The sequence below is a fragment of the Hungatella effluvii genome (assembly GCF_003201875.1).
GTDB lineage: Bacteria > Bacillota > Clostridia > Lachnospirales > Lachnospiraceae > Hungatella > Hungatella effluvii.
In genome coordinates, this window is the sequence record NZ_QJKD01000001.1 from 432752 (window position 1) to 457850 (window position 25099).

The 25099-nt window shown below is 48.8% G+C and carries 23 protein-coding genes; 5 read left to right on the forward strand and 18 right to left on the reverse strand.

What is annotated here, in order from left to right; all coding sequences use genetic code 11:
- Positions 1-118: 118 nt before the first annotated feature.
- Positions 119-1006 (reverse strand): LysR family transcriptional regulator, encoded by an 888-nt coding sequence (locus tag DFR60_RS01750; protein WP_110321342.1) that lies wholly within the window; start codon positions 1004-1006, stop codon positions 119-121.
- Positions 1007-1172: 166 nt separating this feature from the next.
- Between DFR60_RS01750 and DFR60_RS01755 the strand changes: the two genes are divergently transcribed.
- Positions 1173-2855 (forward strand): FAD-binding protein, encoded by a 1683-nt coding sequence (locus tag DFR60_RS01755; RefSeq protein ID WP_243004954.1) that lies wholly within the window; start codon positions 1173-1175, stop codon positions 2853-2855.
- Between the two features lie 17 nt (positions 2856-2872).
- Positions 2873-3109, forward strand: coding sequence for a 4Fe-4S dicluster domain-containing protein (locus DFR60_RS01760; RefSeq protein ID WP_110321343.1), 237 nt, complete (start codon positions 2873-2875; stop codon positions 3107-3109).
- Positions 3110-3202: 93 nt separating this feature from the next.
- Here DFR60_RS01760 and DFR60_RS01765 read toward each other — a convergent pair whose 3' ends face one another.
- From DFR60_RS01765 to DFR60_RS01815, 10 genes are all read right to left on the reverse strand, one after another.
- Entirely contained in the window at positions 3203-3886 is a 684-nt protein-coding gene (locus DFR60_RS01765; protein ID WP_278321366.1) for an amino acid ABC transporter ATP-binding protein, read from the reverse strand.
- A 61-nt stretch (positions 3887-3947) separates the two neighbouring features.
- Positions 3948-4640, reverse strand: a complete 693-nt coding sequence (locus tag DFR60_RS01770) for an amino acid ABC transporter permease (protein WP_002600914.1) — start codon at positions 4638-4640, stop codon at positions 3948-3950.
- Between the two features lie 17 nt (positions 4641-4657).
- Positions 4658-5503, reverse strand: a complete 846-nt coding sequence (locus DFR60_RS01775) for a basic amino acid ABC transporter substrate-binding protein (protein WP_110321344.1) — start codon at positions 5501-5503, stop codon at positions 4658-4660.
- A gap of 368 nt (positions 5504-5871) precedes the next feature.
- The gene (locus tag DFR60_RS01785; RefSeq protein WP_110321346.1) at positions 5872-8175 is read right to left on the reverse strand and encodes a hypothetical protein; all 2304 of its coding nucleotides are present in this window, start codon (positions 8173-8175) and stop codon (positions 5872-5874) included.
- A 50-nt stretch (positions 8176-8225) separates the two neighbouring features.
- A complete protein-coding gene (locus tag DFR60_RS01790; RefSeq protein ID WP_110321347.1) occupies positions 8226-9068 on the reverse strand; it encodes a carbohydrate ABC transporter permease in 843 nt (280 codons plus the stop codon).
- Positions 9068-9973: a carbohydrate ABC transporter permease gene (locus DFR60_RS01795; RefSeq protein ID WP_110321348.1), complete on the reverse strand. Its 906-nt coding sequence runs from the start codon at positions 9971-9973 to the stop codon at positions 9068-9070. Before DFR60_RS01795 ends, DFR60_RS01790 begins: the two co-directional genes overlap by 1 nt.
- Before the next feature lie 129 nt (positions 9974-10102).
- Positions 10103-11533, reverse strand: coding sequence for an ABC transporter substrate-binding protein (locus DFR60_RS01800; protein WP_110321349.1), 1431 nt, complete (start codon positions 11531-11533; stop codon positions 10103-10105).
- Positions 11534-11806: 273 nt separating this feature from the next.
- Entirely contained in the window at positions 11807-13630 is a 1824-nt protein-coding gene (locus tag DFR60_RS01805) for a sensor histidine kinase (RefSeq protein ID WP_110321350.1), read from the reverse strand.
- Positions 13631-13636: 6 nt separating this feature from the next.
- Positions 13637-15205 (reverse strand): response regulator transcription factor, encoded by a 1569-nt coding sequence (locus DFR60_RS01810; RefSeq protein WP_110321351.1) that lies wholly within the window; start codon positions 15203-15205, stop codon positions 13637-13639.
- 17 nt (positions 15206-15222) lie between these two features.
- Positions 15223-15639, reverse strand: a complete 417-nt coding sequence (locus DFR60_RS01815; protein WP_243004955.1) for a VOC family protein — start codon at positions 15637-15639, stop codon at positions 15223-15225.
- Positions 15640-15805: 166 nt separating this feature from the next.
- Here DFR60_RS01815 and DFR60_RS01820 point away from each other — a divergent pair, with 166 nt between their 5' ends.
- The 3 genes from DFR60_RS01820 (at position 15806) to DFR60_RS01830 (ending at position 18761) form a co-directional block, all read left to right on the forward strand.
- Complete coding sequence (locus tag DFR60_RS01820; protein WP_110321352.1) at positions 15806-16576, forward strand: TMEM164 family acyltransferase; 771 nt, start codon at positions 15806-15808, stop codon at positions 16574-16576.
- A gap of 154 nt (positions 16577-16730) precedes the next feature.
- A complete protein-coding gene (locus DFR60_RS01825; protein WP_110321353.1) occupies positions 16731-17171 on the forward strand; it encodes a C-GCAxxG-C-C family protein in 441 nt (146 codons plus the stop codon).
- Positions 17172-17429: 258 nt separating this feature from the next.
- Complete coding sequence (locus tag DFR60_RS01830; RefSeq protein ID WP_110321354.1) at positions 17430-18761, forward strand: MATE family efflux transporter; 1332 nt, start codon at positions 17430-17432, stop codon at positions 18759-18761.
- A 6-nt stretch (positions 18762-18767) separates the two neighbouring features.
- On the opposite strand, the gene DFR60_RS01835 is transcribed toward DFR60_RS01830, so the two are convergent.
- The 7 genes from DFR60_RS01835 to DFR60_RS01865 all read right to left on the reverse strand — a co-directional run bounded on the left by DFR60_RS01835 (position 18768) and on the right by DFR60_RS01865 (position 24946).
- Complete coding sequence (locus DFR60_RS01835; protein ID WP_055656327.1) at positions 18768-19184, reverse strand: MarR family winged helix-turn-helix transcriptional regulator; 417 nt, start codon at positions 19182-19184, stop codon at positions 18768-18770.
- A gap of 27 nt (positions 19185-19211) precedes the next feature.
- On the reverse strand, positions 19212-19760 hold the full coding sequence (locus DFR60_RS01840) for a ferredoxin domain-containing protein (protein ID WP_110321355.1): 549 nt from the start codon (positions 19758-19760) through the stop codon (positions 19212-19214).
- A 128-nt stretch (positions 19761-19888) separates the two neighbouring features.
- Complete coding sequence (locus tag DFR60_RS01845; protein ID WP_110321356.1) at positions 19889-20884, reverse strand: aldo/keto reductase; 996 nt, start codon at positions 20882-20884, stop codon at positions 19889-19891.
- Between the two features lie 28 nt (positions 20885-20912).
- Complete coding sequence (locus DFR60_RS01850; protein WP_110321357.1) at positions 20913-21686, reverse strand: HpcH/HpaI aldolase family protein; 774 nt, start codon at positions 21684-21686, stop codon at positions 20913-20915.
- 63 nt (positions 21687-21749) lie between these two features.
- Positions 21750-22586, reverse strand: coding sequence for a carbohydrate ABC transporter permease (locus tag DFR60_RS01855; RefSeq protein ID WP_110321358.1), 837 nt, complete (start codon positions 22584-22586; stop codon positions 21750-21752).
- Positions 22583-23452, reverse strand: a complete 870-nt coding sequence (locus tag DFR60_RS01860; protein WP_002600933.1) for a carbohydrate ABC transporter permease — start codon at positions 23450-23452, stop codon at positions 22583-22585. Before DFR60_RS01860 ends, DFR60_RS01855 begins: the two co-directional genes overlap by 4 nt.
- A gap of 132 nt (positions 23453-23584) precedes the next feature.
- Complete coding sequence (locus tag DFR60_RS01865; protein ID WP_110321359.1) at positions 23585-24946, reverse strand: ABC transporter substrate-binding protein; 1362 nt, start codon at positions 24944-24946, stop codon at positions 23585-23587.
- Between the last annotated feature and the right edge of the window lie 153 nt (positions 24947-25099).

Consider the following 25099-nt stretch of genomic DNA (forward strand, 5'->3'; position numbering starts at 1 on the left):
CACTCTTTACGCAACTCAAAGAAGACGCGGCTGTAATCGCCGGTAGTTCCGACAGATACAGCCGCGTCTTCTATCAAAGCATATCCGATTTTTTCTCTGAACGCTTCCCCTTCGCTGTCTATTCCCGTATATCGCTGCTCCCTCCCATTTTCTCTTTTACGTAGCTTAGAAATTTTCTGTTTGCCTCAGAATCCAATGTTGCATCCGACCAGTACAGCTTCGTTGCTGTCTCCTTTAAATTCCCTGCTTCAGGAATTAAAACAATCTTATCGCACTTTTCGTATACTTCTTTCCAGGTATTGGGAATAAATCCGAACACATTTCCCTGAGAAATATAATGTAGTTTATAAAAGGCGTCATTTGTCACAAAAGCACACTTCGGAATAAAGCCGCTCATAACACATGCTTTATATTCGCTTTCATACCCCCCGTCTTCGTCCTTTAAAAAGCAGAATTTCTCATCCTTAAGCTCTTCAAAGGCAATCGACTCTTTTTCTGCCAGCGGGTGATTTTTCGGAACGATTACGTAATCATGGCGGGAACCGATTGTCAGCTCATGCCGGAATAGAGGAATTCCCTCATAGGCAAGGCCGATAATAAAATCAAAAGCCGAGTAGGCAAACGGCTGGCTCATGGTGCTGCCATGGACATTAAAGCCTACCTCTGGGTTTTCCGCAGAGAAGCTTCCAATTAGCGAAAACATTTTCTCATTGTAATTCATAAAACCGATGTTAATCCGTTCCATCAGGGCCTTTTCATTCGTCGGCACCTTGCATTCATTAACCAGGTTTAAAATCTGCCTCGTCATATTGAGAAAATACTTGCCGTAGCTGTTTAAAACAATCTTTCTCCCGTTCCGGTCAAACAGCTTTACTCCCAGTTCTTTTTCCAACCGTATGATACAGCTGCTTAAGGACGGCTGGGAAACGTGCAGTTCCTCTGCCGCTTTTGACATGCTCTGATACTTTGCGATCCGCTCAAAATACTGAAGCTGCAGCAATTCCATTTTACTCTCCCCCTTTAATTTTAACTCATTCTAATTCTTTTATTATATCACCGTAATAATTCTTTATCGAGTATAATTTTCATTTTATATGGTAATTGACTTTCCGTATTGGACAGATGAGAAGTCTCGTTTTTATAATAGAGATATCAAAAATAAGGAGGGTTATATGTCTGATATGATTGAAATGAATGAAACCCTGGAATGCGATGTTCTCGTGGCAGGCGGCGGTGTCGCGGGCCTTATGGCAGCCATTGCAGCGGCCGGGGAAGGAGCCAGAGTAATCGTAGCAGAAAAGGCCAACTCAAAGCGAAGCGGATCCGGTGCCACCGGAAACGATCATTTTCTCTGCTACATCCCGTCGGTCCACGGTGATGATCCGGCGGAATTTATCAATGAAATGGAGGCATCGCAGATCGGTGGAAACAACGATATGGATCTTGTCCGCAGATATGTTGCTGAATCGTTTGACCGCGTAAAGGACTGGGACCGCTGGGGTGTCGGAATGCGGGAGCATGGGGATTGGGAGTTCAACGGCCATGCAAAACCCGGCCATCTCCGCGTCTGGCTCAAATACGCAGGAAGGGAACAGAAACCAATCTTTACCCGTGAGGCGTTAAAGCGCGGCGTGACCATTCTAAACCACCATCCCTTTGCCGATGTCATTACCGACGGAAACAACCGGGTCGTTGGAGGAATCTGTATTGATGTCACAGACGAAGTTCCAAAAATGCAGGTGATACGGGCAAAAAGTGTAGTTTTGGCCACTGGAAGCGTCAACCGGCTTTTCGGTTCCAAAACCATGGGTTGGATGTTCAATAACGCTGGCTGCCCTTCCGATGTCTGTACCGGTAGGGCAGCCGCCTATCGCGCCGGTGCCAGACTTGTTAATCTGGACCGCACAGGAACAGGAGCTGGCTGCAAATATTTTAACCGCGGCGGTAAGGCCACATGGCTGGGGGTATACAGTGATATTGAGGGGAAACCGTTAGGCCCCTTTGTAACAAAACCCTCGAAAGAATACGGCGATCTGGCCGGTGATATCTGGCATGATATGTTCTCCATCAAGCGCCGCCAGGGGGAACCCGTATTTATGAACTGTTCCGAATGTACGGATGAACAGCTGGATTACATGCTCTGGGGGTTAAGCAACGAGGGAAATGTAGGAACCCTGGATCATCTCGCTCTGGAAGGCTTTGACTTCCGAAAGCATATGGTAGAATTTGACTGTAAAGACGGCGGCAGTATCGGCGGCGGCATTGATATTTCTGTTGACGCCCAGTGCACGGTTCACGGCCTCTTCGCCGCCGGGGATGAAACAGGAAACTTCCGGGCTGATATGGGCGGAGCAGCCACCTACGGACATATCGCCGGGATCAGCGCGGCCTGCTACAGCCATGGGCAGACTCCTTTCCCGGCAGAAGAAACGGAACTTGTGAAAGCCCGTGCAAATCATTACAGCGAAATCATCTCACGGGACGCCGATACTGCAACCCCCGACTGGAAGGAAATTAATGTAGCTATCCAGCAGGTCATGACCGACTACTGCGGGCCGGAGGTAAGGAGCGAGCATATTCTCACTACCGGATTGAGTCACTTAAAACGGCTTCAGAAAAAGGCAGCCACAGTACACTGTGCGAACAGTCATGAATTCATGCGCTGCCTGGAGGCCGAGGATCTGGCACTGTTGGGAGAACTCGCCTTTGTCAGTGCTATCGAGCGTAAGGAAACCCGAGGCAAACACAATCGCGTCGATTACCCCTTCACCAACCCGCTGCTTAACAACAAATTTGTAACAGTCGAAAAAATAAACGGAATCCCCATCACCGGCTGGCGGGAAAAGCACAAATAGAAAGAGAGGTACGGATTATGCCACCAATTATAGACAAAAAAAAATGTATTGGCTGCCATACCTGCGTCGATATCTGCCCTGTAGATGTCTATGGTCTGAAGCAGGCGAAAAAGCAGCCTCCCGTAATTCAATATCCGGACGAGTGCTGGCATTGCAATGCATGTGTCTTTGACTGCCCGGTGAAAGCCATCTCCTTACGGATACCAGCGCCCGCAGCCATGGTCTTTGTAAATGCACCAAAGAAAGAATCATAATAAAAAATGGTGTCATCTGCATTTTACCGTTGCAGACAGACACCATTTTTTTCATTTATTTCTTAATCACTTACATTACGTCACAATTTTTCTTTACAAAACCTTGCCTAAAAAGCCCTTAAGCCTCTCATTCTCCGGATGCTCGAAGAATTCCTTCGGTTCATTCTCCTCCAGAAAGTATCCGCCGTCCATGAACATGACGCGGGTGGCAACTTCTCTGGCGAAGCCCATCTCATGGGTAACCACTACCATGGTCATCTTCTCGTTCGCCAAATCCCTCATAACGTTTAACACCTCGCCTACCATCTCAGGGTCGAGTGCAGACGTCGGTTCGTCAAAGAGCATGACGTCCGGGTTCATACACAGGGCACGGACAATGGCGATTCGCTGCTTCTGTCCGCCGGATAACTGGTTCGGATATGCATTGCACCGGTCCGCTAAGCCGACCTTGTCGAGGAGCGCCATGGCCTGGTTCTTTGCCTCCTCCTCGCTCCGTCCCTGAAGCTTCACCGGCGCCAGGGTCAGATTCTTTAAGATCGTCATGTGCGGAAACAGGTTGAACTGCTGGAACACCATCCCCATCTTCTGGCGGTGGCGGTCGATATCCGTCTTCTTATCGGTAATATCAGTTCCCTCAAACAGGATATGGCCCGATGTCGTCTCCTCCAGTCTGTTTAAACAGCGGAGAAAGGTACTCTTTCCAGATCCGGAGGGTCCGATTACACACACGACGTCACCTTTGTAGATGTCAACCGTGATGTCCTTTAAGACTTCCATGCTTCCGAATTTCTTGCCTAAGTTCTGTACCTGAATCAGAGGCTTTTCTATACGATTTTCTCTAGTGCTCACTTCTGCGCAGCCTCCTCTCCAGTAATTTTACAAGGTAAGAAAATATCATAACCATGCAAAGATAAATCAGTGCCACCGCGATCAGCGGCATAAACGCGGAATACGTACGGCTCTTGATGATGTCGCCGCCCTTCGTCAGATCCTGCAGACCGATGTAACCGGCTACGGAAGTCTCCTTCAGCAGCACGATAAACTCGTTGGCCAGCGTCGGAACCACGTTTTTAAACGCCTGCGGCATGATGATATACCACATGGTCTGCGCGTAGTTAAAGCCTAAGCTCCGCCCGGCCTCAAACTGGCCTCTCTCGATGGAGCTGATGCCGCTTCGGAAGATTTCGGCCACGTAGGCGCCGGAGTTGATGCCGAAGGCCAGAATCGCCGTCGGGACCATACCCGGATTAACCGTGACAAAGACAACAAAATATACGATCATCAGCTGAACAACCACCGGCGTTCCGCGGATTACCGTCAGATATACGCTGCAGACTGCATTCAGTATCTTCAGCCTGTGAGTGTTCTCGTAAGTAGAACGGATAATTGCAACCAGAAATCCCAGCACGATTCCGATGAGAACTGCAAAAAATGTAATTTTCAGAGTATTCTGCAGCCCATCCGTGATGTATTTCCAGCGGTTGTCCTCTATAAAATTCTGATAAAAGTCAGCGACTAATTTTTCCCACATGGCACTCTTCCTTTATATTATTCTGCGGTAATATACTTATCAACGATCTTCTGTAACTCGCCGGATTCCTTTAATTCCTTGATCGCGGCATTCATCTTCTCAAGCAGTTCGGTGTTGCCCTTCTTTACAGCGATTGCATACTCTTCCTCTGTAAATGCTTCGTCTAAGATCTTTAAGCCTTCGTTTTCCTTCACGAATACCTTCGCAGGCTCACGGTCGATGATAACCGCGTCGATCTTGCCCTGGTTTAAGGCCATAACAGCTTCCATGCCCTTGTTAAATCTCTGTACTTCCGCGTTCTCGATGTCGTCCGCGTAGATATCGCCGGTTGTACCGGTCTGAACACCGATCTTCTTGCCTGTTAAATCATCGGGAGAAGCGATCGGGCTGTCTGTTTTAACAATGATTACCTGAGCTGCCTGTGCGTAGGTATCGGTAAAGTCCACATTCTTTAAACGGTCTTCGTTTACAGTCATACCAGCTGCCGCAAAATCAGCCTTTCCAGACTGGATCGCCGGAATCAGAGAATCGAATGCCATATCCTGGATCTCCAGTTCCACTCCCATCTGCTCAGCGACTGCTCTTGCAATATCGGCATCAATACCAACAATGGTGTCGTTCTCGTGGTACTCATATGGCGGGAACTCAGCGTTCGTTACCATAACGATCTTGCCGCCGGTGCTTTCTGTCTTCTCGGCCGCTGCCGCTGAGGTATCAGCCGCATCTGCTGCCGTGGTATCTGCTGTTGTTGTGGTTTCTGCTGCCGCTGTTGTTGTTTCTGTAGCGGATTTTGAACTTCCGCAGGCGGTAAGTGCCGCTGCCATGCATACGGCCGCCGCAAGTACTATTACATTCTTTTTCATAATGAATCCTCCTCATTATATGCACTTTTTTTGCATAAATATAGAAATAAGTATCAGTTATACATTATATAGCATTTTTGAAATTATTCAAGTCTTATTTTATCTGGATTCTCAGTGACTTATCCCTTTATGGCTGGTGGAAAGTGAAAAAAGATGGCCGGAATATTTATAATATTATAAAAATCCTGAAAAATTCCGCCTGTTTATGCAAAAAGCGCCTGGAAATCCTTTCCATTGGCGGATTCCAGGCGTTTGAAGAAGTAGTATTACGTTTTATGTAAATGGTATTGCTGTTTCATATTATAAATAGATTTGTTTTATAAAACTGCTTTCATGAATCTGATTTATAACTTTCTTTAAGTTTATGATCATGATGTCTCTATTTTGACTTTCTGATCCGGCTTTAAGACTGTCTGTATTTTTACTGCACGTTTTCCCAGGAATTCTGTCTCTTCAAATTCCGCTATCTTTCCGCTGTCCGTAAATTTCGGTATACCATCGGTGATCAGGGTAAGCACCAGGGTCACCTGATGATCCACGCGGCTTGTCACCGACGCGGTCACCGCATCTGCCGTTTTCCGGTAAGTAAAATCAAACTTGCCGCTTCCTGTCCTAGCATCGTTCCATTCAAAGCTGCTGCCCGGCGAAAATGGCTCGAAATTCAGAGTCTTCGACGGAGCGTCGTACCGGACTCCCAGAATCTGTGTCATAAAGAGGCTGGCAAATACTCCGGCCGCCCAGCCGCATTTCCCGCAGCAGTTCAGCCTGACTACGTCGCCGGTCTTCGTATCGCATTTGTATGGCCACCACCACCAGGAACCGTCCAGATCACAGAGGCGTTTCAGCTCTGTCATATAGCCTCTTTCCCCATTCATGGTCTCCTCATCCACAACTCCGGAAAATGCTGTGGTGTAACCTGGGAAAGTTGCACCGGACTCATGGCCCCATTTGATGCCGCGGCACTCGGTTCCGTAGGTCGGATTTTCTTCACTGGCAGAAAATCTGGCATAATTTCTCACAACAGGATCGTCATACGTCTTATATCCGTAAAATGGAATCAGCGTCGTATCAGACTCTTCCCCGTCATGCATCATCAGGTTGATCTCATCTCCATTTATTATATCGGGATAAAATGTGAGAGCCTGATCCACATACTTCTTCTCATACTCTGATATCGGATAGCGCGTCTGCGTCTCAGGTGTCAGTCCGCCGATCCCCTCTAAGTACTGGGGGCCAAACCTGCCGTCGGTCACCATGTAGGTCTCGATGGCCTTTTTAATCTCACCGGCAATTTCCCCGTATTTCTTCTGTTTCTCCTGGTCTTCAAACACCTCGCCCATCAGCCGCGCCATGCCGTTAAAAGCCTTCCACGCGCAGATATTCGATCCGGTATGGTATTTTCCCAAGGCGAGCGCATCGGATATCCACACGGTCGAAAACAGCCACACGTCCCCCTCCTTTAACGCCAGCACCTCTTCTAAAATCTCTTCAAAGACTTCCACAGTCTCCCGGTGGGTCAGGAAAAATTCTCTGTCCGCCGTCGCTTCGTAATACAGGACTCCCATTAAGACAGAGGTCAGGGAATTACTCAAAGAATGGGCCGCTCCCCCCTGGTATTTCGATCCCTCCGGACGAATCCCATGCTCTGTAAACCACAGGCAGGACTGACGGAAGAAGTCGGGATTCAGCACGCTGAGAGGGAGACTGGAATAGTACATGTCTTTCATCCATATCTGTCTCGTAGCCGGAAATGTACCCCAGTTGGAACCGCAGATCGCGCCGTCTCTGTCCATACCGAAAGCCGAGATTCCCTGGTATACGGCACGTTCGAAGATGGCGGCGGTCAGCGGATCCCCATCCATCTTTAAGATGCCCAGCATCCCCCGGAAGCAGGAAAGCGTCTCATTCAGCCAGTGAAGTGTCCCCGCCTCTTCGATCTCTTTTACTGCGCCGCTCTCGCCGGGTGCGTAGATTACCATGGGGAACCACGCGCCGCCCCCTTTTTTTAAGTGGAATGGAACTGCCGGTGTAGTCTGGCCGGATTCGCTCATCTGTCCCGCTTCTGTCATCGCCCCGCATTCCACCATCTTCCCACTGGCGTCGGGAATGGTAAAATAATCCTTATCCGGGGAAAAGTCTGGCGGAATCACGGTTCCCTTTACATCACCGTCTGTTGTATTTTCCAGATACAGCCCGTATACGAGGGCGCGCGGCCTTCTTTTGCCATCGGCTGAAATGGGTGCGTACGAAAGGACCGTAGCGGTGAGGCGGGGATGGGTAAAGGCTGCTCTCGGGATCAGGTTTTCCGCCAGATCGGACTGACACGGCAGAGAGCCGTCTCGAAGGGACACCTCCTGCCCCTCCACTGTCAGTCTGAAATAGAACGGGCCTGCCTGACCGAAGTCTTTGGAGACCCACACACCCGGGATATCATCACAGGTGTAACAGCCCCGGTAAAAGGTCACAGTCTTCAGAGTTCCGAACTCGTCTGCATTTGCAAGGACCTTGTTATTGGATATATCATAGGAAAATGTTTCGTCCGGCAGCTTCTTCGCATAATAGCTTTCCCGGTTTCCGCATTCATATTGACCGTCCTTTACAGCGACGGAAAAAAACGGATTGACTGGTGCATGAACCATGTCTTTGATACTTGTAATGATATCTGTAATCATGTTTATCTCCTCCAAAATTGTTATCTGACGCTCTTATCGTGTTCACATTCTCAGCCCTTGACGCCCGACATGGTGATTCCTTCGATTAAATACCTCTGTCCGACGATGAATACCAGAATAACGGGTATCAATACGAGGCAGGCGGCCGCCATCATCAAATGCCACTCTGAACGGTAGGAACCGGTAAAGAGCTGAAGTCCCAGTGCCACCGTGTACTTTGCCTCATCATTTAAATAGACCAGAGGTCCCAGAAAATCGTTCCATGTGTTCATGAAGGTAAAGAGTCCTACCACAGCCAGGGATGGCTTTGTAATCGGCAGTATAATCCTGGTAAAGATCTGAAAATGGCTGGCGCCGTCTAAATATGCCGCCTCATCGAAATCCTTTGGAATCGTCATATAGAACTGACGCAGCAAAAAAATATAGAATGCTCCGCCGCCGAACCAGGCCGGGGCAATGAGCGGCACAAAGCTGTTGGTAAATCCGATCGCCCTCCACATCAGGAAGGTCGGAATGAGGGTAACTGCAAACGGCAGCATCATACTGGCCATGATGCAGGCAAATACCACATTTCTCCCTTTCCACTTGATTCTGGCCAGTCCGTAGGCACAGATGGAGCTGGTAAGCATCGACCCGGCCACGACCAGAGCCGCGATGAAGAGGGAATTTCTGTAATACGTAAAGAACGGCAGAACCTCAAATACCTTCTTATAGTTCGACCACATCAGCTTATCCGGTACCCATTTGACCGGCACCATAAAGATTTCTACGGGAGTCATAAGGGAACTTCTCACCATCCAGACCAGAGGTACGATGCAGAAGAGGCTGCCTGTAACCAGCACTGCGTATGTAATCAGCTTTCCGACTGTTTTCTTCGTTTTTGCACTCAACATCACTCACCTCCATAGTAGACCCATCGGTTCTGAAACTTGAACAGAATTGCGGTCAGTATCATAATGATCACGAACAGGATCCAGGCGATTGCACAGGAATTGCCCATGCGCATAAACTGAAAGGATTCCCGGTATAGATAATACACGTAAAAGAGGCTGGCATTGTTGGGCCCCCCCTGCGTCATGACGTAGGACTGGGTGAAAATCTGGAATCCATTGATAAAGCCCATTACCACATTGTAAAAAATAGTCGGAGTCATGATGGGAACGATGACATGGAACAGCTTTGCCATCACACCGCCGCCATCGATCTCCACGGCCTCGATCAGCTGCCTCGGAACATCCTGCATACCGGCCAGAAAGATTACCATGGTGGAACCCGTTGTCCACAGGTTGACGAATACCAGGGTCGGTAAAACTGTGGATTCCGAGGACAGCCATTTATTCGGCGGCAGTCCCACCGCTTTTAGCAGGGTGTTGGCTAGACCCACGTCCGGATTGAATATCCACATCCAGATCGCGCCCATAGCTACGATCGGAATGATGGAGGGCAGATAAAAAAGTGTTCTGAAAAGCCCCTTCCCCTTTACGCTTTTGTTTAAAAGTGACGCGATTAAAAATGCAAATATGATCGATGTAGGGACGGAAAGGACTACGTAGATGACTGTCACAGTCAGTGATTTATAGAAGTAGGGATCCTGCCCTGCAAACAGCCGCACATAATTATCGACGCCTACAAAATGACTCTCCTTCACAATGCTGTAGTCCGAAAAGCTCATAATAAAGCTGATAATCATCGGTATTGCGGCAAAAAAAAGAAAGCCCAGGATACAGGGAAGGCAGAACAGAAAGCCGGCCACGTTTTCACGCTTTTCCCTGTGGGTCATCTTGATTTTTTCTTTCATAGTGATACCTCCTGTCTCCGGCCGGACCGCCCCGCCGGTAAGGCGGGCCGCCCTCTTCTAAATGACGGCCCGCATGCCGGGATTACCTCATCCGCTGTGGTCTGTGCGGCAATCCTGCTATGTATTTCATCAGGAACGGTTTCCGGAGTACGTGCCGTCCACCAGCGGATCTACGCTCGTCTTGATTTCAGTCATCGCCTCCTCGGCAGTCTTATCCCCCGCCCATACCTGCTGCAGGGCTGCCTTCACCATCGTATCAATTTCATTGAAATTTTTTACATCGATTTCTGTCGCAATCACCTGATGATCGTAGGTGGACTGGACAACGGCATCCTTAAAGCCTTCCGGACGTGCCGGGAATTCCTCGGAAGCCCAGAAATCAAGCTTCTCACCGTCGGTATAGTACTCTTTATGAACCGGAAGCCAGATACTTCGGAACATTTCCGTAATCTCGGCAGAGCTTTCCGGGTTGGTGATCCATTGATACAGCTTCAGCGTTTCCTCCAGATGCTCTGTCGCCTTGAAGATGATCAGGGAACCACCGTCAAAGAATGTTGTATAATTCTTATCAATTGGAAGAACACCTACGCCCCAATTGATGCCTGCCTCGGCCAGATCCAGATGGTTCCAGCTTCCGTCGATGTACATGGCAGCCTGTTTGGACGCCAGTGCGGTCGCGGCCGCCGGCATACTGTTGGACTGAATTGCAGTCGGTGCAACGTGGTATACATTGATCAGATCTGCAAAATTCTGGATTACTTCCGCCGCTTTTGGATCATTTAAACCAAATTCTGTCATGTCTTCATTTAAATAAGCGCCGCCGTTTGAGTAGATAAATGGCATGTATACATTCCAGTTCGGCGCAAACATCACACCGTACTGAGTGATGTTATTGGCATCGAAATTCGGGTCTTTGGCGTTGCGTCCGGAGGAATCCAGCGTCAGTTCCTGAGCCTTCTCCACAAATTCCTGCCAGGACCACGCATCGGCCACCTTCGTCGGCGGTGTATCGATGCCGGCGTCTTGAAACAGGTCCTCATTATACATAAGCGAAAGGGTGACATTGGCCATAATCGGGCCTGCGGACTCTGTCGGCGACCAGTTCCACCAGCAGGTTTCCAGATAATCGTCCACGGAAACCTCCGGATCGTCTTTGATCAGATCGTAAAAGTTATAGATCAGGCCATCCTCGCCAAACTGGCATTTCCACGATGCGGAATAGCTGATATCCGGCGTCTCCCCCGCCGCGATCATCGCGTTTAGCTTTGTCAGGAAATCATCGCTCGGAATATGCATGGCCTTTACCTTAATATCCGGATTGGCTTCCTCAAATGTCTTTACCGATGCCTCGATCGCCGTCTTCTCAGCGCCGCTTCCCCAGTAAGTAAAAGTGATCTCCACCGGCTCCTCTTCGGTTTTTCCCGTGGCTGCCTCGGTTTTTCCTGCCGTACTGCTCTCCCCTGCAGTCGTGGCATTTCCTCCGCTTCCTCCACATCCCGTGAGGATCATTGTCCCCGCCATCAATAGTGCCGCCAGCTGTTTCAGATGATTACGCTTCATTTTAATTACCTCCCATATTTTTCTGTTTACTGTCTTTGTTTCGATAACTATATTTTAATGGAAGGAGGAGGGGACTTCTATATGGTTTTTGTTGGAAAACAGCACTTTTATTGTTTGTTAGCTGGAAAACAAAAAGACCGCAGAAACTCGGGAAAACTGTCTCCCGTCTTTTACGGGAAAAAGTTCCTGAATCGTTCTGCGGCCTTTTATTTATGGCGGCACTCTCAGACAATTGATTTATAAATAATCTTTATGCAGATCAATGGGGCCGCCCTATTTCGGAATCGTAACGACCACAGCCGTCCCTTCTCCTAACTGGGAATGGAGGGAAACGCCGTAAGCTTCCCCGTAAAGGATCTTAATCCGCCGGTCCGTGTTGGCCACCCCGATGGAAGTACCGGTGAACTTAAGCACCTCTTTTACTCTCTGCTGTGTCATGCCAGCCCCGTTGTCCTCCACGGTGAAACAGATATTCTCTTCATCGGTTTCCGCACTGATTTCCAGGATCCCTCTTTCCTCGGAATTCTTAAAACCATGGACAATGGCATTTTCAACCAGAGGCTGTAAAAACAGCTTGGGGACCTCCTTCTCCATCAGTTCCTCCGGAATATCGAAATTCACCTCAAACTGATTCTCATATCGAATCTGCATAATTTCAATGTAGCGTTTCAGCCAGTCAATATCGTCTTTTAAATAAACCAGCTGCTTTCTGCTCTGGCTGGTATACTGGAGCATCCGCGACAGATCCACGATCATACGGCTGGCCTTGGGAGTGTCGCCCGCCAGGCACGTCCAGTTGATGATGTTTAAGGTATTGTACAGGAAGTGGGGATTTAACTGGATCGTCAGAATCATGATCTCAAAATCCTTCTGCTGCAGCTTCACCTCGTAATTCTCGTAAATCAACGCCTTTATGTTGCGGCTCATCTCATTGAGTTTCTCATAAAAGAAAGAGAACTCATCTCTGTCGTCATAGGTGATGAGACTGCCAAACTGTCCCGTCCCCACCTGATCGATCATATGTATCGTTCCGTAAATCTTCCGGTTAATATAGCGGGAAATCATATAGGAGGAAACAGCGGACAGAAGCAGAAGAATCACCATGATGGCGATGATATAGCTCCGTATGTTTCTTTCCACATCCTGGATCAGCAAATGTACCGGTACCCGCGCTACCACCAGCCAGTCAGTAATCTCGCTCTGGGCGTACGTTACCATGTATCTCTCCCGCCCGTCTTTCTCCGTGGTATACCCGGAATTTGTCCCCTTCTTTAAGGTTCCCAGCCAGTCCGCCTGATAGCGGCGGCTGGCACCATAGGCGGGATCGGAACTGCAGATCACATTTCCTTCGCGGTCAATCACCAGATAATCCGCGTCACTTACAATGTCTTTCGCTCCATAACGCCGGATCAAAGACATGAGAAACTCTTCGGTATAGTTGATCACCAGAATCGGTTTCTCCACAGACTCACGGAGCCGTTCCACCCGCCCGCTGGACACATCACAGAAATTCATCTGGCATACCGCAGTAAAGAGGGAACCGTACTCCACCTGCGCATCCGTCAGATTGTTGATCCCGAACATATCGGTATAACTGTAAGTCGGAATCCAGCAGACCGATCCTTTCGCCTCCCTGGCTTCCTTCTCCAGTCTGGAATTCATAAAAGCACCTTTGGGGTAGAAGTTTTTGTCCTCCTCCCCGAACCTAAAATAGGATGTAACCAGATGAACGGAATAAATATTGCTGCCCCACGGCTTATATGCATTTAAAATAGCCGTAATCCGGGAGTTGGCGTTCATGAGGGACACCTCATCCGTCTTGTCCAGATTCTTGAAAATCTCGTAGAGACGCGAATCGATATTCAGCTTCTGAGCGAACTCATCGATGTAGTCAAATTCCTTATCCACGATCACACTGCTCTTTTCCACGCTTTGCATGAAATATCCCTGGGCCTGCTCCGTAATGGATTTGACGGAATTCCGGTAAATCAGGATACTGAAAATGATGAGCGGCACGATCGTGAGAACCAGGAACAGAACCAGCAGCTGGGTCCTCAGTTTCCAGTATATTTTTCTCTTATGCTTCCATTTTTCCATAGGACATCACTCCGTTCTGCCGCTCATTTTCCGGTATTCCTCGGGTGTCATGCCATAGTAACGCTTAAACGCCCGGACAAAGTAGTTGGCGTCCCGGTAACCGGTAAGAACCGCGATATCCCGGACCCTGGATTCTGTCGTAAGCAGCAGTTCCCTGGCTTTCTCCATCCGCAGCCGGATCAGATACTCGGAAAATGTGCTCTTATACGTATTTTTAAACAGCGTACTGAAATAGGAGGGGTTAAAATGGTATTTCTCCGCAACGCTTTCCAGATTAATCTCATCCATGTAATGATTTTCCAAATACTCTCCGCAGTCTGTCATGATATCGCGCCCTTTTCCCTCCTTCTGGCTGTTCAGTTCCTTTCCCAGGTCCAGGAAGAAGGCGTAGAGACTCCGTTTCAGCAGTGTCAGAGTCGCCGACCGCTGGAGGCTGCTGATCTGTAAATTCGCCTCTTTTTTAAAGCTTCCGGAGATGAGAACATCGAGATTTCTCATGATCTGAAACAGAGCAAATATCACTCTCTGCTTTAGCAGCACCGGGGGCGAAAAAAGCGTGCTTACTCCTTCATCGATCTCCGCGGCCAGAAGTTCGTAGGCGTTTCGAAGTTCTCCCCTTTTTAGCCCTTCCACAACAGGCAGAACCGAGTAGGTAACCGCATCGGAATTCTTTCCAATCCGGCCTCCGATAGTTTCCTCCGAAAGAAGTGTCCCCGGCTCATAGAATTCGTACTGGCTGAAGCGGACCGCCTCCTCATAGGACTGAGACGCCTGCTCGTAGAGATTGTCCGTCATGGAACCGGGAGAGCAGACCAGTCTGCAGAACGACTGTACAGATCTCATATGGCCCTCGATGGCGGACCACCGCGCCCCGGTCATGGGCTCCTCTGTCAACAAACAGACCGCCATCATATCCGGCTGATGCTCCAGAAAGAAGGGATAGGAAGAATTCGGGTCGAGGGACTTCTTCATCTGATACTTCAGATCTTTCCTCTGCTCCTCGCTCAGATCTCTGCCGTCGCTTACCACATGGCAGCAAATAACAGTTCCCGGCTGTTCCAGCTGGAACATGTCCTTCAGTTTCTCTTTTCCGGCAAAATCCGGCTTCTGGACAAACAGGTTCATCAGATGATCCATATACACGGGCATCGTCTCTGTCAGACGGCTTTCAATACTTTCCTGCTTGCTCCGGCTTTTCTGACGCTCAGAAAGCCTTTCTGTGACCTTTGTCAAAACCATCTGAATCTCGTCACTGTCCACTGGCTTCATAATATAATCGGCAGCCTGGTATTTTAATGCCTCTCTGGCATAGTCGAACTGCCCATAGCCGCTTAAGATGATTACCTCCACCTCCGGATTTTGTGCCTTCGCCGCCTTTAACAGTTCCAAACCGTCCATATTGGTCATTCGTATATCGGTTATAATAATATCGCAGTCCACCAGTTCGATCACTTCCAGAGCGGTCACACCGTCATCCGCTTCCAGAAGCATATCCTCCGGCCTCATGGCGGTCAGAAGATTCATCAGTCCTTTTCTGTGGTCTGCTTCATCGTCTACAATCAGTATTTTATACATGGCTTATCCACATTCCTTCAGATGTCGGTATTGGTGGCAGACTCTCTCTGTACGATTTCGATTTCTACTCCGTTTGGATCTTCTATCAGCATGCCGGTCCATTTCAGTTTATCCACCCGGACAGGCTCCATCAGCACATTTACCCCATATGTGGTACACCGCTTAAACAGAGCTTCGATACCATCCGTTGTCAGAGCCATATGGCGATAGATTCCTTTCTCATCCGACGGCTCCGTATGCGCCGGCTTATCATTGTAGTACTCAATCAGTTCCAGCCGCGTGCTGCCATTTAAGCAAAAATATGTAAGTCTGTGGTCCCCCATATCCACATCATACATTTTTTCAAGCCCCAGCACCTCCTCGTAAAATGTAAAACTTGCTTCTCTGTCCGCCATGTTTACGGTAATGTGATCCAGCCCTGTAATCATGATCATTTCTCCTCCTTTTAATTTTCTAAAAATTATTTACAGTTTAACATGAGTCTCTTTCAGCTGTCAAACGCAGCCGCCGCAAGATTCCCATTGACTTATGCCACCACTGGAATTACACTTTAGAAAGACACAAAACGGACTGAATAAACATTTAACTGAGGTAATCACAATGAAAGAATTTATTATAAAAACAGCATGGCCCATGGTTCCGCCCAGGCCATATTCTGCTTTTCATATCTGTATTATGGCCGCGGGCTTCCTGGCGGCTGTGCTGACGGCTTACTTTCTTTCCAGGAAAACAGAGAGGAAGTTTTTTATTCGGCTGCTGTTTTTCTGCGGCGTTATCCTGACCGCAAGCGAGATTTATAAACAGCTGTTCCTGTATTACGTGGTAAATCAGGAGAAATACGACTGGTGGTATTTCCCGTTTCAGCTGTGCAGCCTTCCCATGTATTTCTGCCTGCTCCTTCCTTTCGTAAAAAACAGGAGGCTGCAGCTGATCATTCTGACCTTTATGCAGGATTTTAACCTTTTAGGGGGTATTATGGCTCTGGCGGAGCCCTCCGGCCTGCTGCATCCTTACTGGTTTTTGACGCTGCACGGATTGCTGTGGCATATCCTGCTGATCTTTATTGGGCTTTTGATCGGATTTTCCCATGAATCTGATACCAGTTTTACCGGTTACGTCAGCACACTGCCGCTGTTTCTGATCTGCTGTGGGATCGCTACACTGATTAATGTGACGGCCAAACCTCTCGGGCAGGCAGATATGTTCTACATCTCCCCCTACTATCCCAACAATCAGGCTGTATTTTACACTATTTCACAAAAGATTGGCGTGCTTCCGGGAAACATCATTTATCTCCTTTCGATCTGCACAGGCGGCCTCCTGTTTCATATGATATTTGCCCTTCTTTTCAGGCATGCAGCCAGGAGTTAAGTCACGTTTCTTCACCCGCTTATGGCCTGGTTCATCCGATGATGACTCATAGATTCCAAAGGATTTGACATTTTTATTCCCAATTGACATTTCTTTTCGGAAGTGTTATCATATTGGTTACAGTTTAATTATTGCTGATTACAGGAGGAATATTATGTCAGATAAAATAGAAGAAAAAGTACAGGAAGCGCTGGGCAGACATAACCGCGGGTATAACTGCTCTCAGTCTGTTGCATGTACATTCTGTGACGAGCTGGGATTTGATGAGGAAACCATGTTCCGCATAACAGAAGGTATGGGGCTGGGTATGGGCAGCATGGATGGAACCTGCGGGGCTATCGGTGCCGCAGCCATTCTGGCCGGTATGAAAAACAGTACGGTCCATCTCGATCATCCGGATTCCAAGGCGGTCTCCTACAAAGCCGCCAGACAGTGTTTAAATGAGTTCAAGGATCAGAACGGAAGTGTTATCTGCCGCGAATTAAAGGGCGTGGATACCGGCAGCGTACTCCGCTCCTGCAATGACTGTATTGCTGATGCAGTTCGAATCATTGAGACGGAGCTCTACGGGGAAGATGCGGAAGATTCAGAATAAAACTCGGAAAAATTTCAGAATAAATCTTATAAAAAATGTTGACACCTGATTTTTCGTATGTTATTATGCCATCAGAAGACAAAACAAAATATAATATGACGTCAATACCATGTTAAGTTTGAATTATGAAGTCAGAACATGGATTGCCGTCCCCATTTTAATGAACCATATGGTTTACTGTTTCTGGAACTAAACAGCCCACCATATGGTTTTTTTGTTGCCTTTTTTTAGTCAGTACTCATTCAGGGAGGTTATTTTATGCAGAACAAACAGGATTTTATGAAGACAAAGCCGGTATTTCCGCTTTTACTTTCCATGGCGGCGCCTATGGTACTGTCCATGTTAATCCAGTCACTTTACAACATTGTAGACAGTATTTTCGTGGCCCGGCTGGGAACGGAGGCCCTGACCGCGGTCTCTCTCGTATACCCGCTCCAGAATATTGTCCTGTCTCTTTCCGTCGGCGTCGGCGTCGGAATTAACTCCGTCATCGCCAGAAAACTGGGGGAACAGAAGCCGGAGGAAGCTAATAAAGCCGCCTCCATTGGAATGGGGCTTACATTTATTCACTGTATCCTGATCATTATCTTCGGTTTACTGGTGACGAAGCCATTCCTCTCCATCTTCACCTCCGATCCGCAGACGCTTGCATGGGCCTGCCGCTACTCTTATATCGTCCTGTGTTTCTCTGCGGGAAGCTTGATTCACATTTGCTTTGAGAAGATCTTCCAGTCTGTGGGAGCCATGTTCCTGACCATGATTTCACTGCTGGTGGGATGCATCACTAATATTATTCTCGATCCGATCCTGATTTTCGGGCTGTTCGGCCTTCCTGCAATGGGAGTTACAGGAGCCGCGGTGGCAACCGTGACCGGGCAGTTCTGTTCTCTGTTTGTTTATCTGATCATCTATGGCAGAAAGGATATCGGTATTAAGATCAGCCCGAAATACTTTTCTTTTGACAAAAGTACCATTGTACAGATATACAGCGTTGGAATACCGTCCTCCTTAATGCTGGCCGCACCTTCCCTCATGTCGGGTATCTTAAATTTCATGCTTGCAGGATTTTCTGATATTTATGTAGCCATCCTTGGTATTTACTTAAAGCTGCAGACGTTCTTATACACGCCTGCTTCCGGTATCGTACAGGCGCTCAGGCCTATCGCGGGCTATAATTACGGAGCCGGTGAAAAGGAAAGGCTTCATAAAATTATCCGATGCAGTATGCTGCTGGTTGTCGCCATTATGACAGCAGGAACTCTGGCAGCCCTTGTCTTCCCCCAGCAGATCTTCGCTGTCTTTATTGATGATCCGGCACTCATTGGACCGGGAAGCATGGCTCTGCGTATCATCAGCCTCGGCTTCATTGTATCCACGGTCAGCGTCGTCTACGCCGGACTGTTTGAAGCGTTGGGATGCGGGAAGAAATCCCTGCTTATCTCATTGATACGGCAAATTGTCATCATTATACCTCTGGGTTTTATCTTGTCACGTATCTGGGGGCCGGTCGGTATCTGGGTATGCTTCCCGATCGCCGAATTCCTGGCGGCCGGAATGGCAAGGGTTATGGTGAAAAAACAGAATTTGTAGTATCCTTTAATCCTTCAAATCCTGAAGCCTGCTGCCGATCCGCAGAATGGCATCTGCGTCCTCTTTTCCCAGGAATTGTTCCATCTTTTCCTGCATCTGCTGCCAGATGACCGTGGCTGTATCCAGGGCGTGCCGGCCTTTCTCCGACAGGGTGAAGGTCTTTCCATGGCCTTCTGCCCCTTCGATCAGACCGCGAGACTGGAGCGGTTTTATATTCCTGACCATCGTACTCCGATCCAGCCCCACCTGCTCGGACCAGTGCGTGATGTTGGCCTTTCCCAGTCTCGATAAATTGACCAGAAGATAGTACTGCGAGATGGTCAGTTCTGCCTCTTTTAAGGCCGAGTCATAGAACTCGGACATCGCGTTGGCACTTCTTCTTAGATTTGTGCAGTAGCAGGTACTGTTATACAATTTAGACATAAGCAATCTCTCCTTCTGTCTTTTATTTTACGCGTGAACAACTCCGCGGTCAAAGAAAATATTTTTCCCGGAGATGGATATCGGAATTCCCAGCCACACAGCATCGTGTCCGTACTCCATCTCGGCGGCTGTCTTTCCCACGGAGTACATGATGCGGCAGTCAGTCTTATCCGATGCGGCGGCCGAAACCGCCGATGAGACTGCTATACCGAGATCGACATAGGTATAGGCACAGTTTCCGCCGGAATCTTTACAGCCGCCGCAGTCTCCGAAACCGCAGTAACCACAGTGAGAGACGCCCCGCTTCTTTCTGTCTGTTCCGATTAAAACGACGGCATGGGCAGCGCGGACATTGCCGGCGTCGCGGCCATACCATGTGTTCATTCCGTCCCCCATCTCACGTCTGCCGACTTCTTCCATCTTCTTCGCCAGATTCTCTTTCTCCTCCCCAGTCAGCACCAGCGTATGCAGGGTGTCCCTGCCATGGGCTTTGGGCGCCGTTCTCGCAGCAGCACACATTCGGGCGGCTGTCTGGAGAATTGCTTTTTCTTCCATGTAATCGCTTTGGTATAGCATGTCTTTTCCTCCTTGTTGAGTGTTATTTTTAGATATATGTATATACACCGTGTATATACATATTATAATCTTTTCTTTACCTGCTGTCAACGAAAAAAAGCGGATTCCCATAGAATCCGCTCTTCCTCCTAAACTCTCTCATACAAAATTTCATCAATCCGTCTCAACTCTTCCTCGCAAAACGTCAGCTTCTCCATCGCCTTTAAATTCTCCACGATCTGTTCCGTACGGCTGGCTCCGATTACAACCGAGGTCATTCCCTTTTTCTGAAGAACCCAGGCCAGCGCCATCTGAGCCAGGCTCTGGCCGCGGCTGTCGGATACCTCTTTTAAATGCTTCGTGATCACCGGGACGGAACCGGTCACATGGTTCGCATTCAGGAACACGCTGGCGCCGGCGGCTCTGGAACCGTCTGGAATGCCATCGATGTATTTGCCTGTCAGAATTCCCTGGGCAAGCGGTGAAAAGGCGATTGCTCCGACGCCATTTTCATTGAGCACATCGAGAACGGCCTCATTTTCACGGTGAATCATCGACAGCTGCATCTGATGAATCAGACAGTGTATGCCCATGCCTTTCAGAATTCTCACCGCCTCCGCCGTCTGTTCCGCGTTATAGTTGGAGATTCCCACATAAAGCGCCTTTCCGCTCTTTACGATCCCTGCCAGCGCATCCATCGTCTCTTCCATCGGTGTATCCGGGTCCGGCCTGTGGTGGTAATAAATATCCACATAATCTAAGTTCATGCGCTTCAGGCTCTGATCCAGAGAAGCCACCAGATTCTTCTTGGATCCCCACTCCCCGTATGGTCCGGGCCACATATAGTATCCCGCCTTCGTCGAGATAATCATCTCATCCCGGTAAGCCTTTAATTCCTGATGGACCACGCGCCCGAATGTCTCCTCCGCGCTTCCGGCCTCCGGCCCGTAATTATTGGCCAGATCAAAATGTGTAATGCCCCGGTCAAATGATTCCAGCAGCATTTCCCGGCAATTGGTAAAATCCGATGTATTTCCAAAATTATGCCACAAGCCAAGGGACATGGCGGGAAGAAACAGGCCGCTCTTTCCGCATCGGATGTATTTCATTGTCTCATATCGTTCCGGTTTCGCAATGTAATTCATATTTTTCTCCATTCTTAAACCGTTAGGTCTAAAATTCCGCCAGTTCGTCAAAATTCCGTTTCAAACCATCGGCCAGCACCCTGGCATCCTGTCCGAATACCACCCACTGAATTCCTTTTCCCATGGCTTTCGCGGCTTCTTCCTTCGTTGCTCCGATGGCTGCCCCCAGCGTTAAGCCTCTGGCTCTGACACGCCGGCAGATGTCATCGTATACCTCTGGAAGCTCATACTTCTTCTCCCCGGTCTGGCCCTTAATCGATCGGCCCAAATCCGCCGCACCGATGAAGAGAGAGTCGATTCCAGTCACCTCCATGATTTCATCCAGGTTCTCATACCCCTCCAGAGTCTCGATCTGCATGATCTTATACACACGCTCGTATGCCGTCTGAATGTACTCGTCCTCATCAATCAGACCGTAGCGGATGGCTCTGATCGGTCCCTGGCCCCGCACGCCGCCATGATCCGGGTAGGAACAGGAACGGACTGCCTCCTTCGCCGCCTCCGCGTTATTGGTAAACGGGAATATAATACCGTCCGGTCCCATATCGAGAATCGCTTTCATCGCCTTCGCATCGACTCCCGGTACCCTGACAAATGCCGCACAGCCTGCTCCCTGCGCCGCTACGATGTGATGAAATATCTCCTGTCTGTCCAGGGGCCCGTGCTCCGCATCTATCCAAACATAGTCATATCCAATATATCCGGCCATCTCGCTCACCATGGGATCGGCCATGTTTAGGAAAAATCCTTTAACCAGCTTTCCTGCTGCTATCTTCTCTCTTATTCTGTCAACCTTGTTCATTATTTGTCTCCATTTCCGTCCGAATCCTGCGGACATTTCATTTAATATAAAATATGGGCTGCCTTATCCCTTTACTGCCCCAAGTGTCACACTCGATAAGAATTTATCCTGGAACATGAGGAATACGATGATTAACGGGATTGTGACCAGCGTACAGCCGGAAAGCACCAGCTCCCAGGGCACCGAACGGGCAGAATCCGTCTCGTTCAATGTCGGGAGAATAACCATGATCGGCATCAGCTTCTGTTTCGTCAGCATGATCTTGGGGTAGAGAAGCTCATTCCATTTGCTTAAAAACTGCAGAATCGCCAGCGCTCCAATGGAGGGAGATGAAATTGGGAGGACGATCTTCGAGAAGATTTTCCACTCTCCTGCCCCGTCGATTCTGGCGGCCTCAATCAGGGAATCCGGAATCGACATCATATACTGACGCATCAGGAACATGGCAAATACATTGGCCGCCCCCGGAATGATCTGAACCCGGTAAGTATTCAGCCATTTCATCTTGGAAAAGATCAGGTACAGCGGCGTGATGTTCAGCTCTGCCGGGATCATCATGGTGATCAGAAGCATGAGAAACAGCACATTTCTTCCGCGGAATTTAAATTTGGCAAAGGCATAGCCTGCCATGGAAGCCAGAAGGCAGGAAAGCGCCGTGTAGCTGGCTGCCACGAAGATGGAGTTTCCAAAGGTCCGCAGAATCAGGCCCGAATTGAAGTTCAGCAGGCGCTTAAAATTGGCCAGTGTCGGATGAACCGGAAATCCGGCCGAATTGCCGTACAGCTCCTGGGCTGTCTTTAAAGAGCCGGAAATCATGATAAATACCGGAAATACGGCTACAAAGCAGGCCATCATGACAACCGCGTTCAGCAGGATTATTTTTCCCTGTCTTTTCGTCATTCCTCATCACCTCCCAAAACTTTAAGCTGAATCAGCGTCAGCACCAGAATCACAGCTACCAGAATCCATCCGGCCGCCGCCGCCATCCCGAACTGGCCGCCGGACATGCTGTTGATGATTAAGTTGATATAGGGCGCTACCTTCATGGAAGGATCGTAGTTCTGTGCCAGCAGAAGGTTGGGTTCCGTATAGATCTTAAAGGAACCGATGGCATTGGTGATAAACGCCACCATAAAGGTCGGCTTCATCATCGGAAGAATGATGTGCCATAAATTCTGCAGACCGCTGGCTCCGTCGATGGATGCGGCTTCCGTGATGTCCTCACCGATGGTCGTCAGGCCGGACAGATAGATGATAAAATACCAGCCGATACCCCTCCAGGACAGCAGCGTGACCACAGTCCAGCGCATCCAGGCCGGATCGGTCAAAAATGGAATCGTCTTTCCAAGGATCTGATTGATGACGCCGACTCTCTCTCCAAAGATAATCTTAAAGCAGAGGGAACTGGCAACCACCGCACAGATCTGCGGAAGGAAAATAAGTGGTTTATAGACAGAACGCATCCGTCCCACAAACTTTGATTTGACAGCCAGAGCCAGTAAAAAAGAGAAGGCCATGGTTGGAATGAAGCTGAAAATAAAGTAAAAGACTGTATTCCCCAGACATTTCCACATCGTGTCATAGTTAAAAAGATTTTTATAGTTCTGCAGTCCCACCCACTTTGCCGCACCGTAACCGCTGTATTTGAAAAAGCTTAAGCCCAGAGAATACAGAGCGGGCCAGAGAAAAAACAGCAGGTAAATGACCATAAACGGCAGCAGAAACAGATAGGGGACGGCAGATTTTTTTAATTTATACCGGTTCAAATTGTCGATGCCTCCTTTGTTTTCGCAAGTGACGAGCCAGGCGGATCGTTCCGTATCACTGGCATTTTTCCAACAAGAAAGGCGACGAAATGCATCATCGCCTCTCTTTATACAAGTAAACGCTCCCGCTATTTATTCATACGGATTGCCGATCTGATTGATCATATCATCCTGCGCGGCCTTCAGCGCTTCATCAAGTGTCATATTATCCTGTAAATACTCGTCAAGATACTGGAGAATAATCTTCTGCTCCTGGGAGGAAGCCGGATTATACGGGAATATCTTTAAATATTCCATGGCTTCGCTGTTCACCTCGCCTAAGCTGCATGCATAATACTCGTTGCCGCCATTGTAGTACGCATCGTCAGCCGCGGATTTTAATGCAGGAAGTACGCCGGTTACATCGAAAATAATCTTGGCCGCGTCTTCGTCAAAGCACATCTTTGTCATCACTTCTGCCGCCAGCTCCTTATTCTTGGCCGCCGCCGGAATTACCCAGATTGCTCCGCCGGCATCAGAACCTTCTCTGATCTCTTCCGGCCACGGAGCCATAGCCCATTTCCCCTTCTGGCTCTCAAGGTTGAAATTCTTAAAATCGGTCTTAAACCAGCCTCCGATGAGCTGAGATACAATTTCACCGTTGTCAAAGGCAGGAGTCCAGTCCGCCGACCATTCAGCCGCGCTGGACATGACGCCGGAATCGTTCAGCTTCTTCATCCGTTCAAAGGTCAGCTTTACGTCCTCGTTGGAAGCCAGATTATAATTGCCGTTTTCGTCACAGAATCCAGCTCCTGTGCCGCTTAACATCATCATAAAATCATAGCTTGTGGTCGGTACATTGTAATTTTCCATGCAGGCGTTGGGATACTTTTCCCGGATCGTCTCACCCGCTGCGATAAATTCGTCGATTGTCTTTACCTGACGCACGTCAATGCCGCATTCCTCAAAGATGTCTGCGCGGTAAAACCATACCTTTGGCTTTACCTCCCTCGGCAGTGCATAATACGTGCCGTCGTACTTCATAATACTTTTCGCTGCGTCAATGATCTTGTCCTCATATTCCGCAATGTAGTCCCCCAGCGGATAGAGAACGCCGGCCTTGGCAAATTCCGGGAGCTGCGTGTAATTAAGGCGGACAATATCGGGAACATTCTCGCCGGAGGTTAGAGCCAGTCTCAGCTTGTCAGCCACATCGCCGTCTCCGCTTCCTCCCAGCTGAACCTCAAAATCCACCTTTTCTGCCAGATCGGGGTTCTGTTCCAGAAATTTCTCATTGATCGTCTCGTAGTTTTCCGTAGACGGAAATACCATCATGGAGAGAGTCGTCTTTTCCCCCGAAGCCGCGCCCTCTGTCGTCTCCTTCTTCTCCCCCGCCTGGGCCTGTGCCGTGGTTTCTCCTCCGGCTGGAGCCTCACTTCCTGTCCCACAACCGGCAAGCATAGTTCCCACCATCATATAGCTTAAAGCCAATGCTGCAATTCTTCTCCTTTTCATAACTCATGTCCTTTCTATCGTGGTTTTCAGTAATGATTTCAAGTTAATACCGGCCGGTATCTCTCTTGTTGTAACAGTTCAGCCCCCGCTTCCAGCAGCCGCTGTCCGGCCCGGTCCTTTCGTTTTCCGAGCCGTCCAGTGACTTTGCAGGGT